The following is a 13,717-nucleotide window of genomic DNA, read 5'->3' on the forward strand; positions in this document are numbered from 1 at the left end:
ACCTCTCGTAAACCAAAACCTGCTACCCCTGCACACCCACTAAACTGCCTGATGCGCTGAGAAGCAAAACGTTTAGGTTTACGTCCCTGCTTGGTACTACCTACCACCTGCTACTTGCCTTGTTCTGGCTAGCGACATAAGCGCTGCTGGAAAAGCCAAGCCTTTAACTATAGCACCGCTTTTATAAAAAAGTCAAATTAATTTTTTGAACCATTTAATCAACGGTGCTTCAACACTTGTCTAAACATTGCGTTGAACACTGCCCTTTGGGCTAGGTGTCAACTGCTGTTAGCTAAAAACCGAAGTTTCATTAAGTGCTGTTGAAGCAGGAATGAAACTATAGGACAGCGACAACGCCTTGTCAAGCGATAGCTGCATTTATTATGCAAATACCTTAGGCCCGCCGTACCGCATGCGGACTTTATCTTCGCTTCACGTTAATAAAGATGATGTGACGAAACAATAATAAGCCTTATTAGCGTGCTTTCGGCTAGACGCTCTGACGTAACAGATTACTATTGTCTTTATAGTACTGCTGTAGTCTGCTCTATAACATCTAGGGTAAACCAGCGACTAACGCGCTTCGATGCAGCGTTTAAGCACAGACGGAAAAAAACAGTCTGTCGTTTCCTGCCTTACTCAAGTAAAGACTAGCAGAAGCGAGTTGATGCGCCTACACTGAAATTCTTTAAAACGATCAAATAATAACTATGCCTGAAGACATTCTCATTAATGTAACTCCTTTTGAAACACGTGTAGCTTTGGTGGAGCAAGGCTCGGTACAAGAACTGCACATCGAACGCAGCATACAAAGGGGGTACGTGGGTAATGTGTATTTAGGTAAGGTGGTACGCGTACTACCGGGGATGCAAAGCGCTTTTATTGATATAGGCCAAGAACGTGCCGCTTTCGTCCATATCGCTGACTTACGACAAAACCGCTCTGAACGCATGAACGGTGCCAACCCTACCCCCATAGAAAAAATACTCTTCGAAGGTCAGTCCCTGATAGTGCAAGTGACTAAAGACCCATTGGGCACGAAAGGAGCTCGTGTTTCCACGCAAATCAGTATTGCTGGTCGGATGTTGGTGTACTTGCCTTACGATCCTCATATAGGCGTTTCGCAACGCATTGAGGGCGAAGAGTTTAGAAATGAACTTAAAGCTAGAATTCAGCGTCTTTGTGACCCCGATGAAAAAGGGGGTTTTATCGTACGTACACAAGCAGAACAAGCCACTGATGACGAGCTGGCGGCCGATTGTAAGTATTTAAAGAAACTGTGGGGAATCATGCAGCAACGGTTGCGTAGTCAGCCAAGCCCCTCAACCCTTTATACCGATTTAGATCTGGCTCAGCGCGTATTGCGCGATATGGTGAACCCCGAAACTGAAAATATTATTGTTGATTCGCGTACGGTAGTGCAGCACCTTCAACACTGGGCTTCCACCTACACGCCATCTGTTTTGAATCGAATCCATCACCACACGGGGAGTCGCCCCCTATTCGATACGGTGAATGCGGATGAAGAAATTGCAAGGGCGTTATCCAGACGTGTGGATTTAAAATCAGGTGGGTACTTAATTATCGATCAAACTGAGGCCCTAACCACGGTGGACGTGAATACCGGTGGTTACGTAGGTGGACGAAATTTCGGCGACACCATTTTCAGGACCAACTTAGAGGCGACTGAAGCCATTGCACGCCAATTACGCTTACGCAACTTAGGAGGAATCATCATTCTCGATTTCATTGATATGGAGAATGATGAACATAAGCTAAGCGTTTTACAGGAGTTGCAAACGGCGCTGGCTAAAGACCGAACTCGTGTGACGGTTAGCGGTTTTAGCCAGTTGGGCCTAGTTGAGATGACAAGGAAGCGGACTCGCGAGTCATTAAGAAACCAGTTATGCGAACCTTGCCCAACTTGTCAGTCGCGAGGCTCTGTGCGCACAGCGCGGACCATTTGCTATGAAATATTGCGCGAAGTGTTACGAGAGGCCAAGCAATTTAATCCCAAAGAGTTTAGAGTTTTGGCTTCTCAAGATGTGGTGGATTTGTTTTTAGAAGAGGAAAGTCAGCACTTAGCTCAAGCGGGTGATTTTATTGGTAAGCCCATATCGTTAGAGGTTGACCCCATGTACACACAAGAGCAATACGACATTATTTTATTCTAAGCCGCTCGACCCACCGAGACCGTCACGTCGCTACCGCAACCGTGTAGAAAAAAGCCATCCGTATTCTTAAGGTCACGGATGGCTTTTTTCATTCAGAGGTCTGCATCGGACATATCGTAGGGTCCGCTAGGCCGTTCAATACGTCCCGTGGGTTTAACTCAAAGGAAGCATAGTAACTGTAAGCTTTGGCCAAAACATTCCCGTTACTAAAAGAGGTAAGGTCCACTAACACCGATCGACTTAAGGGTGCATCAGTGTGGGGTTGATAAATAACGGTGCCATAGCTGATTTGGTTCGGATCCAAGCGCCATACAAAATCCCCACCACACAGTTCTTTATTTCTAAACAAGTTACGCTGTACTTCAGCTAAGGTCATGCTGAACTTTTGATCTCCTCTGAAAAACGCGTCTTTGCGCAGATCAAACTCACGTAAGTTACTGGGTGCAGGTGAGGATGCACAACCCGCCAACAACGCTACTACACCCGCAATTACTATTTTTTTCATGAACATACCTTGCTTAACCTTATCTCTTGTTGACTGGCTGAATGCCTGACACTTAATTTGTGGCTTCATCTAAAAACTGCATTTTATAGAGTGAGGCATAGACACCATCATGTTCTATTAATTGCGCATGATTACCTTGCTCGATAATCTCACCCTTATCAAGCACCAATATTAAGTCTGCCTTCTGAATGGTGGTAAGACGATGGGCAATCACCAATGTGGTTTTGCCCTGCATGAGTAGATCCAAAGAGGCTTGTATCTGTCGTTCGGACTCATTATCTAGTGCTGAAGTGGCCTCATCCAATATTAAAATGGGGCTGTTTTTTATTAAGGCTCGTGCAATCGCTAAACGCTGACGCTGTCCGCCTGACAGCATATTGGCCTTTTCGCCGACGGGTGACTCTAGCCCATTGGGTAAGGCACGAACGTAGTCCGCTAAATTCGCTGCTTCCAAAATAGCCCATATTTCATCATCACTGCGACTGGCGTAAATACCATACGCAACATTCTCGCGAATCGTCCCTTCAAATAACACGACATCCTGACTGACCATTGATATTTGCTGACGTAGCGACAGTAGATCTAGCTCTTGTATATTGATGCCATCAATTCGTATCTCGCCGCTGGTGGGGATAACAAAGCGAGGCAGCATATTGGCCAGTGTGGTCTTACCGCTGCCTGAACGCCCTACCAACGCGACGGTTTGCCCAGGCTCGGCTTTAAAACTTAATTTATTAATGACCGGTGTGTCACTGCCTTCAAAGTAATGGCTGACCCCTTGATATTCAATGCTTCCCTTCACTGGCTGCTTAAATGAACGCTTGGCCTCCGTCGGCTCGACTTCAAAATCGATCAACGCAAACACACTTTCAGCTGCTGCTAACATGCGTTGCGTGGTTCCAGCGATTCCAGTGAGCCGACGAATGGGATCAAATAGCTGAGCCAACGCGCCCAGAAACGCGGCGAAACTACCGATCGTTAAGGTATCAACCGAGGCTTGATACAACGCCACCGCAATAACGCCGGCGGTAGCAATCGATATAAAAAACTGCGTAATCGGTGATAAAGCGGCATTGGCTGTGGCCGCTCGCATTGCAAAACGGCGCAACCTACCGTTTACATACACAAAGCGGTTGTGCTCTCGCTCGTAGCCATCGAATAACTTAATAACGCGTTGCCCTTCAATGGTTTCGCCCACTACTCGGGCCAACTCGGCATTCATGTTGACCGTTTCGCGGTTGATCGCCCGTAGACGTACAGAAACGATACGTGCCGTTATAAACGAAATCGGCAACATGATAAAAACAATGAGTGTTAGCTGCCATGACATATAAAGTAGCACGGCGATTAAGGCCACGATGGTTAGCGCTTCGCGCACTAATACAGTGATGACTTCGGTGGCAACGCTGGTCATGGTGCCGGCATCGATCGTAAAGCGATTTAATAACCGCCCACTATCGCCGCGCTTAAAGACCAAATCGGGTAAGGCGAGCAAACGCTCAAACATATCCGTGCGCATTTTCCGCAGCATATTGTTAGCGACTAGGGCAAGAAGGTATTCACTGGCGAACGACGCCACACCCCGCACAAACATCAAGCCAATTACCGTTAATGGAATACTCCAAATATATGACGGTTTGTTTCCAGTGAAGCCATCATCCAATAAGGGCTTCATAATGATGGCGAGTAAGGGCTTGGTTGCTGAAACGATGGTCACCAAGAAAATCGCGACTACAATTATCTTCCAGTACGGAGCTAAGCGACGATAAATGCGGGGCCAGATATCCGAATCGAATAAGCGTTTTTTATCGATGACGGTGGATTTCGGTTTTTTCAACAGTAAGCTCACTTATATACTAGAGGTTTGCACGCATTTTAGCCCTGTTAAGCAATGCGCTGCTAACCCATTTTTTGTCATGAAGTCGTTATCTATGACCACTGAATTTAATCGCTCTGAAACGGTAGTCTACTTACGCTTGCCAAATTGGATTGGCGATCTGTGTATGTGCCTCCCTATGTTACATGAGCTGATGAAGCAAGATCTACGTATCGTTGTCTGCGCACGGCCTTGGGCGAAATCGTTGCTCTCGGCCTATTCATTTGAAGGATGGGTGGATATTACGGGTAAGACTCGTCAAGACGCCGCAAACGTTCGTAAGCACAAACAGCAACATCATCATGGAAAAACGGTGGGACTTATTGTTCCCGATTCGATCTCAAGTGCTTTGGTGTTTTGGCTAGCGGGCATTCCTAGCGCTGGCTATAAAGATGAAGGGCGATCCATTATTTTAAAATGGCCTTTAGAAAAACCCTCCACTCCCATGCATGCCGTCGAGTTTTGGTACGATCTTGCCGTACGCAGCACCTCGATCTGGGGTGTAGCGCTGCCATCCACTCCTCCCGCCACGCTTGGACTAAAATTACGCGATGAGGCGGATGATTTAAGTGCCGAGGCGATTAGCGGAGCCGGTTTAACACCTGACAACTATGTGCTAATCGCCCCCACTGCCACCGGTCTGCATAAGGGGCAAAATAAAACGTGGAGTCAGTATGCAGAGCTTCATGAGTTGTTAACACTGCACGGTATGGCTGTTGTGATGTGTCCGCCTCCGAATGAAATTGAGTCCGCGCAAGCTGCTGCCCCCAAAACACCCACCATTCCGTCGCTGCCTTTAGATGCATTTAGCGCTTTATGTAGAAAAGCCGCCCTTGTTGTGTGTAACGACTCGGGTGTCTCTCATTTAGCGGCTGCGGCGGGGGCTAAGCAACTCACGCTGTTTGGTGTATCAAGCCTTTCTCGCACCCGCCCTTGGTCAGACAAGGCTCACACCTTAGGCGACTTAGGGTCATGGCCAACATTGCATGACGTCTCAGAACACGCCCTTGATCTCGTGAAATCAACCAGAGCCATAACATGAGTCTTTCCTCGTTTCTAACGCAGTTGATACTTCCTTTAAATTTAGGCATTGCCCTTTTACTGATCGCCACGATTTTCTTCATTTTTCGTGCTCGAAGGGTCGCTCTATGCTTATGCATGTCAGCAGCGCTTTGGGTTGGCGCCTGGTCGATGCCGATTACCTCAATTTGGGCTGGCGGCCATCTTGAGCAACGCTACCCATACGTGACAGCCGATGCCGCGCCTCATGCTGAAGCTATTATTGTCTTAGGGGGGCACACTGCAAACAATCGCAAGAATTGGTTTGAAACGCTAGAAACAGCAGGCACTGAGTCCAGAGTAGAGCGTGCTGCAAAGCTGTACCTAGCAGACAAAGCACCACAAATCGTCGTTTCGGGTGCCGCGCTGGATGGCGGCTTTAGCGAAGCGCAAATGATGGCACGATCATTAGAAGGATTGGGCGTTCCGACATCTGCTATTGTGCTTGAGACCGACAGTCACAATACGCGGGAAAATGCCGTATATAGCGTACGGCAACTGGAAGAAAACGACATTAGTACGGCATTGTTGGTGACCTCGGCACTACATATGCCCCGCTCTATTGCCACTTTTAACAAACAAGGCGTGAACATTATCGCTGCACCGGTAGCGCCACAAATCGTTGCCTCTAAACAACCGGGGTTCTCACGATGGAAACCGTCCATGCGCGCACTTCAAGCCAGCAGATCCATCATTAAAGAATATGTAGGCTTAGTCGTGTACTGGACTCGAGGCTGGGTGTAACCCCAAGAGCCCCGAATGAATGCCCTTTTCCGTCCAGTGGCTTAGGTGTAATGGATTTCAATGGCCTCTTCGCCTAGCCAATCATGCAGTTGCTCGAACATGGTATCGGCTAGTCGTACACGCCACTCTTCACCTAAGCGCACCGTACATGAGTAACGGGGGTACTGCAGCTCGACATCCACTCTGACCCCTGGAATGTTGTTCTCCGGTTCGGCACGGAAAGGATTCAATACTTTGCGTAGCTGCGCAACGTCTACCCCTTCTCCTACACTTAGGCATAAGCTTTTGGCTCGTGCCTCTCGCGCTGATTGCAAGTCCAGTATTTCATCCGCTGTGACACGTAACCCGCCCGTGTAGTCGTCGTGACTGACTTTGCCTTGAATAATGACGAGCTGATCCTCTCGTAAGTGCTGTCGGTTGGCCTCAAACACTTCGTTAAAAATGGACACCTCGACTTGCGCTGAACCGTCATCCAACAGCGCATAAAGCATGCGGCCGCGTCGTGTCATCCGAACTCTTACGGAAGCCAGTACGCCTGCAAACCACTGAGGCGACCGAGACGGTTCGAGACTGGCTAAGGGCCGCGGTGCGAATCGTCTAACCTCGTCTCGCCACGCATCGAAAAGATGTCCGCTGAAGTAAAAACCCATGGCCATTTTTTCTTGTCGCAATTGCGTTTGTAAGTCCCAGGGGCGCGTGCGGGCTAGCTCTTCCTCGACAATATCATCGGCATTATCGTCAAATAAACTGGCTTGATTCGCATTTCTTGCTGCCTGTTCCGCACCTTCCATCGCTCGACTAAGTGAGGCAATTAGCGCGGCACGATTATCAGAAATCGTATCAAAAGCACCGGCTCGAATGAGCGCTTCCACGGTACGGCGGTTTACCTGAGTACGATCGGCTCGGCGGCAAAAATCGAATAGGCTGGTAAAAGGCCCACCCTCTTTTCTAGCGGCGATGATGGCCTCAATCGCCGCTTGCCCTGCCCCTTTAATCGCCCCTAAGCCATAACGAATGGTTCGAGGAGGTTTACCTTGCTCGGTATGGCGGTCACGCACAGGCTCGAATCGATAGTTCGACTCGTTCACATTGGGCGGCAGAACGTCAATGCCATTTTGCAGGGCGTCTTGCCAAAAAATTTGCATCTTATCGGTGTCATCCATATCGGATAACAACGTTGCCGCTAGAAACTCTGCAGGATGATGTGCTTTTAACCACGCCGTCTGATAGGCGATTAACGCATAGGCCGCCGAGTGACTTTTATTAAAGCCATAACCCGCAAACTTCTCCATCAGGTCAAACAGCTTCACGGCTAAATCAGCATCGTAGCCTTTCTCTACAGCCCCTTTCTCGAATATCTCGCGGTGCATCGCCATTTCTTCTGGCTTTTTCTTACCCATCGCACGGCGAAGCAAGTCGGCTCCGCCCAGTGAGTAACCACCGATAATTTGGGAAATCAGCATGACTTGCTCTTGATAAACAATCACGCCATAGGTACTGGTAAGCACAGACTCGAGGTCAGAGTGGAAATAATCCACCTCAGCCCGTCCATGCTTACGATTCACAAAGTCCACCACCATGCCAGACTCGAGTGGGCCAGGGCGGTACAACGCCAGCATCGCCACAATGTCTTCAAAATTGCTGGGGCGTAAACCACGCAACAATTCTTTCATGCCCCGCGATTCAAGCTGGAAAACCGCTGTGGTATTGCCATCACATAAAATACGATACGCCCCCTCGTCATCTAAGGGGAGGGACATGAGATCAAACTCTTTTTGGTCTTCGTTAAAGGCCCGTACGTATTTCACCGCCCAATCGAGAATAGTCAGGTTACGCAGGCCTAAAAAGTCAAACTTCACCAACCCCGCGTCTTCTACGTCGTCTTTATCGTATTGCGATACCGCGTTCGCCTCTAAGCCGGGCTGACGATATAAGGGGCAAAAATCCACCAACCTGCCAGGTGCAATAAGCACCCCACCCGCGTGCATCCCCACGCTACGCGTCAACCCTTCAAGCGGACGCGCCAAATCGATCAAGGCTTTAACTTCTTCGTCCGTTTCATAGCGTTCTTTAAATGCGGGTTCATCAGAGAGAGCTCGACTTAAGGACCAAGGGTCTGCCGGACTAAAGGGGATGAGTTTAGACAAGCCATCGCACATACTGTAGGGCAGTTCGAGTACCCGACCTACATCTCGTACCACCGCCTTGGCCCCTAAGGTACCAAAGGTTGCGATTTGACTCACCGCTTGCTGCCCATACTTTTGCTTCACATAGTCGATGACGCGTTCGCGGTTATCTTGGCAAAAGTCGATATCAAAGTCAGGCATGGAAACCCGCTCGGGGTTTAAGAAGCGCTCGAACAGTAAGTCATAACGCAACGGGTCTAGGTCAGTAATGCCTAGGCTGTAAGCCACCAATGAACCCGCACCGGAGCCTCGTCCTGGTCCCACAGGCACACCGTTGGCTTTACCCCAGTTAATAAAGTCAGCAACAATCAGAAAGTATCCTGGGAAGCCCATTGAGATAATGGTGTCACACTCCCAATTAAGTCGCTCTAAATAGGTGGGGTGTTGCGCCGCGCGTTCTGCTTCGTCTGGGTACAACTGCTCAAGGCGTATATTCAGGCCACGCTCGGCCTCATGCTTAAGGAATTCATCCAGTGTCATGCCGTCTGGCGTAGGGAAATTAGGCAGCTTAGGCTCACCCAATACCAAGGTGAGGTTACAGCGCTTGGCAATTTCAACCGTGTTTTCCAAAGCGGATGGAATATCAGCGAAGCGCCGCTGCATTTCCGTAGAATCTAAGAAATACTGATCCGTGGTGAAACGGCGCACCCGTCTCGGGTTAGCCAACTGTTCACCTTCAGCAATACACACCCGCACCTCATGGGCGCGAAAATCTTCTGGATGAATAAACTGTATAGGGTGTGTGGCAACAACGGGTAACTGCACCTCGGCTGCTATGCCGCATGCTGCTTGAACATAGGCATCATCGCCTTCACTACCGGCGCGTTGTAATTCCACATAAAAACGATTGGGGTAGTGCGTTGCCCAAAACTGCGCATGTTCACGAGCGAGATCAACGTTTCCAGCCTCAAGTGCCAAGCCGATATCACCCAAGCGACCGCCCGAAAGCATAATTAGATGCTGTTGTCCTACCAACCACTCGCGCTTGACTTCACCCCTGCCTTTGAACTGATTTTCCAACCACGCCCGCGTTAGCAGTTCACACAAATCCAAATAGCCTTGGCTGTTCATCACCAACACTAAGACTCGACTGGGCTTGTCTCGATCAATGTCATTTTCCACCCAGAGGTCGGCACCAGCAATTGGCTTAACCCCGCTTTTACGAGCGCTTTTATAGAATTTGATTAAGCCAAAAAGGTTGGCTAAATCAGTAACCGCTAAAGCGGGCTGCTTCGCATCCACCGCTTTGCGAATTAAATCAGGGATACGCGCAATACCATCAACCACTGAAAACTCAGAGTGCGAACGTAAATGTACAAAAGCTTGGGTCATAAATATCTTTTAAAGAATAAGCGTCGTGGGCTGTATGGAAAATCGGCCTATCGTTGCATCGCGGCCCATGCCCGCTCCAGACGTTTAGCCGATATGGGCATAGGAGTGCGTAACTCTTGCGCAAAAAGCGAAACACGTAGCTCTTCCAGCATCCAGCGGAAATCATCCAGTTTAGGGTCGCTCGCCCCCTTGGCACTAACAACCGCTTTGAGATAACGGCTTTGCAAAGGCGAAATCTCTGCCATCCACTTAGCATCGCGCGCCGGATCAGCTCGTAATTTATCAATACGCGACTGCGCCGCTTTTAAATATCGCGGAAAGTGCGTTAAACGCGAGAGGTCATTGTCTCGTAGAAAGTGCTTATGAATTAAACGAGATTGATGCGCCTGCATATCCTCTACAACGTGTTTGTGACTTTTAACCGTGACTAACTTACGTTGCAGTGTAGTCCATTCCGCTAAGATTACTGCGCACTGTCTCGCAATTTCTTGAGTCAGTAACCCAAGACGAGAACGGGCTTGCTCTACCCGCTCGGCAAAGCTTACTTCGTTTGTTGGCAAGGGTTCAACAACACACACGGCATCAATGGCGGCATCGATAATTTGATCTCGCAGTTCTTCTTGGGTGCCTAAGGACATGTACAACAAACTCATTTTCGTAAGCTCGGGAATGTTCTTTTCTTGATATTTCACTTGCTCGCGCAAGGCGATTCGAAACAAACGTCGTAGACCGATACGATGCGTACGAGCGGCTACATCGGGGTCATCAAACACATCGACATCACAACTGTCTTGTTTATCTACCAGTGCTGGGTAGCCCACCACTGAACGCGGCCCGCGCTTTATCTCTAGTAACTCAGGCAGCTCACCAAAGGACCACGAGGTAATTGACTCATGATTCAGCGCTTTAGCCACCTCTCGGTCTGAAGAGGCGATACGTTGAAAGGAGGCTTGAGCTTGTTTCCCGTGCTCGGCACGTAACTTTTCGAGATTACGCCCACCGGAAAGCATACGCCCATGCTCGTCGATGACTTTGTAATTCATGCACAGATGTGGAGGCAAGGTCTCGATTTTAAAATCGTCGCGATCAAAGCGTTGTCGACGTTCTTGCCACACATCAGCGATGATGGCATCCACCAACGACAGAGTGGGTTGGCTTGCTCTCTCGAACCAACGCTCATGAAAACCCGCTGCGTAATCGGGGATGGGGACGCAATGACGACGTAGGCGCTGCGGCAATGACCGTAACAACCATTGCACCTTTTCCTTGAGCATTCCGGGCACGAGCCATTCGCACCGTTGCACATCAATTTTATTCAAATGATAAAGTGGGATGGTTAAGGTGACGCCATCACGCACAGAGCCTGGTTCAAAGTGATAGTCCAACGCCATACTAACGCCGTCCCACTCCACCTTGCGGGGAAACACGTCTGTGGTGATACCCGCCGCATCGTGTTGCATCAGATCGTCGCGACTTAGCCTTAAGGTCGCTGCCTGATCATTACTTAAGCCTTTAAACCATTTCTCAAGACTGGCAGTTTGGGAAATGTCGGCAGGGATCTTTGCATCGTAGAAAGCATAAATTAGCGCATCATCAATCAAGATATCGGGTCGTCTGGATTGATGCTCTAGCTTTTCAATTGCCTGAATTTGTTGACGATTATGCTTTAAAAAAGGCAGATTGGAATTGATGTCACCGGTTACCAAGGCATCACGAATAAAGATTTCACGCGCCTCAGTTGGGTTAATTCGACCATAATGCAGGCGACGCCCGTGATAGATCAGCAATCCGTATAAGGTCGCTCGCTCATTTGCGACAACGCGGCCAGCCCGCTTCTCCCAACGCGGATCGGACCAACTTTTCTTCAGCAAATGGCCTGCCACTTTTTCGATCCATGTGGGTTCAATACGCGCCACACATCGTGCGAATAAACGTGACGTATCCACTAATTCGCCTGCCATCACCCAGCGTCCGCCTTTTTTACCAAGTGTAGAGCCAGGATGAATAACAAAACGGATGTCTCGCGTGCCTTGATACACCGCCGCATCCTCTGATTTATGCCCGACATTGGCCAATAAGCCTGTGAGCAAAGCACAGTGAACCTGCTCGTAGGTGGCCTCTACGGTGTTGCTGCGCCAACCTAATTCGCGCACTAAGTTTAGCAACTGCTTATGGACCTCTCTCCACTCTCTAAAGCGCATCGGGGACAAGAAGTTCTGTTTTAATAAGGCGCTAAGCTTACGGTGAGAAAGCCGACTTTTCACCTGCTCACCGTACCAATCCCACAGTTTTACGAAGGACAGGAACTCGGATTGCGGGTCAATAAAGCGTTGATGTGCTCGTTCAGCTGCTTCCCGGTCATGCATGGGGCGCTCACGAGGATCTTGCACTGACAACGCCGATGCTATGATCAGCATTTCGTGTAGACATTGCTGATCCCTTGCTGCCAACACCATTCTGGCGATACGCGGGTCGACCGGCAACCGTGATAGCTCTCGTCCAACTTTCGTAAGGTTTTGCTGTTCATCAAGCGCGCCTAGTTCTTGGAGCAACTGGTAACCGTCGGCGATGGCTCGCCCTGAAGGTGCCTCGACAAAGGGAAACTGCTCGATGTCGTTCAGCCTAAGGGCTTTCATCCTTAAGATGACGCCGGCCAGTGACGAACGTAGAATTTCGGGGTCACTGAATGCCGCACGCTGCTTAAAATCATCTTCGGAATACAGGCGTATGCATACGCCCGGCCCTAAGCGGCCGCAACGCCCCGCCCGCTGGTTAGCCGAAGCCTGACTGACAGGCTCGATACGCAACTGTTCAACCTTGTTGCGCCATGAGTAACGCTTAACCCTTACCAAGCCGCTATCAATAACGTAACGGATACCCGGTACCGTTAATGACGTTTCAGCAACGTTGGTCGCCAGCACCACTCGCCTACTATTACCTTGCGGTTTAAAAATACGTTCTTGATCCGCGTGACTAAGTCGCGCATACAGCGGCAACACCTCGGTACCCAGTAGTTGTTGCTTACGCAAGGCCTCTGCAGCCTCGCGAATTTCCCGCTCACCCGGTAAAAAAACCAAAATATCGCCAGAACCGTATCGACCGCATTCGGCAACCGCTTCCACAATAGCGTCGTTTAGATCGCGCTCATCGTCTTTGCTTGTTTCTACGTCGCCTTCGGCACTCTTTTTATCAAGCAATACCGGACGGTAATGCACATCAACAGGGTAGAGACGCCCAGAGACTTCAATAACAGGCGCTGGCTTACCTTGAATTGCGAAGTGTTCAGAAAACTGCTTGGCATCAATGGTGGCTGACGTAATGATCAGCTTAAGATCTTTACGCTTGACCAGTAACTGCTTTAAGAACCCCAGGAGAAAATCAATGTTTAAACTGCGTTCGTGCGCTTCATCGACAATAATGGTGTCGTAGCGACGTAGCAAAGGATCTCGCTGGCTTTCGGCCAGTAAAATGCCATCTGTCATTAACTTAATGGCCGAGCGCGGACTTGTTCGATCAGCAAAACGAATTTGATAACCGACCCAATCACCGATTTCAGTGTTAAGTTCTTCAGCTATACGTTTTGCCACCGAGGTCGCTGCTAAACGACGTGGCTGGGTATGCCCTATTGTCTTATTAAGACCACGTCCGAGCGCTAAGCATATCTTAGGTATCTGCGTGGTTTTTCCAGAACCGGTTTCGCCACTTACAATAACAACCTGATTCGCTTTAATCGCCTCGGCGATTTCTTCTTTTCGTGCACTGACAGGTAGGTCTGGTGGATACGTAATGACCGGAGGGGTTACGGGTTTTCCCGAGACTTCAACTGGCTCTTGCATGAAAC

At 49.3% G+C, this 13,717-nt stretch carries 7 protein-coding genes; 3 read left to right on the top strand and 4 right to left on the bottom strand.

Annotated features, from left to right (window positions below; translation table 11 throughout):
* Nucleotides 1–710: 710 nt before the first annotated feature.
* Nucleotides 711–2,174 (top strand): ribonuclease G, encoded by a 1,464-nt coding sequence (rng, locus tag AC2UZI_RS10135; RefSeq protein ID WP_486943755.1) that lies wholly within the window; start codon nt 711–713, stop codon nt 2,172–2,174.
* Nucleotides 2,175–2,262: 88 nt separating this feature from the next.
* On the opposite strand, the gene AC2UZI_RS10140 is transcribed toward rng, so the two are convergent.
* Both AC2UZI_RS10140 and msbA read right to left on the bottom strand, forming a co-directional pair.
* A complete protein-coding gene (locus AC2UZI_RS10140) occupies nt 2,263–2,679 on the bottom strand; it encodes a hypothetical protein (RefSeq protein ID WP_486943756.1) in 417 nt (138 codons plus the stop codon).
* A gap of 52 nt (nt 2,680–2,731) precedes the next feature.
* Nucleotides 2,732–4,516: a lipid A export permease/ATP-binding protein MsbA gene (gene msbA / locus AC2UZI_RS10145; RefSeq protein WP_486943757.1), complete on the bottom strand. Its 1,785-nt coding sequence runs from the start codon at nt 4,514–4,516 to the stop codon at nt 2,732–2,734.
* Between the two features lie 94 nt (nt 4,517–4,610).
* On the opposite strand from msbA, the gene AC2UZI_RS10150 reads away from it, so the two are divergent.
* Complete coding sequence (locus AC2UZI_RS10150) at nt 4,611–5,597, top strand: glycosyltransferase family 9 protein (RefSeq protein WP_486943758.1); 987 nt, start codon at nt 4,611–4,613, stop codon at nt 5,595–5,597.
* Nucleotides 5,594–6,358, top strand: a complete 765-nt coding sequence (locus AC2UZI_RS10155; RefSeq protein ID WP_486943759.1) for a YdcF family protein — start codon at nt 5,594–5,596, stop codon at nt 6,356–6,358. Before AC2UZI_RS10150 ends, AC2UZI_RS10155 begins: the two co-directional genes overlap by 4 nt.
* Before the next feature lie 41 nt (nt 6,359–6,399).
* Here AC2UZI_RS10155 and dnaE read toward each other — a convergent pair whose 3' ends face one another.
* Together dnaE and hrpA are read right to left on the bottom strand one after the other, a co-directional pair.
* The gene (gene dnaE, locus AC2UZI_RS10160; protein ID WP_486943760.1) at nt 6,400–9,876 is read right to left on the bottom strand and encodes a DNA polymerase III subunit alpha; all 3,477 of its coding nucleotides are present in this window, start codon (nt 9,874–9,876) and stop codon (nt 6,400–6,402) included.
* 47 nt (nt 9,877–9,923) lie between these two features.
* Entirely contained in the window at nt 9,924–13,712 is a 3,789-nt protein-coding gene (gene hrpA, locus AC2UZI_RS10165) for an ATP-dependent RNA helicase HrpA (RefSeq protein ID WP_486943761.1), read from the bottom strand.
* Nucleotides 13,713–13,717: the final 5 nt, after the last annotated feature.

The sequence above is a fragment of the Paenalcaligenes sp. DL 463 genome, from assembly GCF_057475185.1.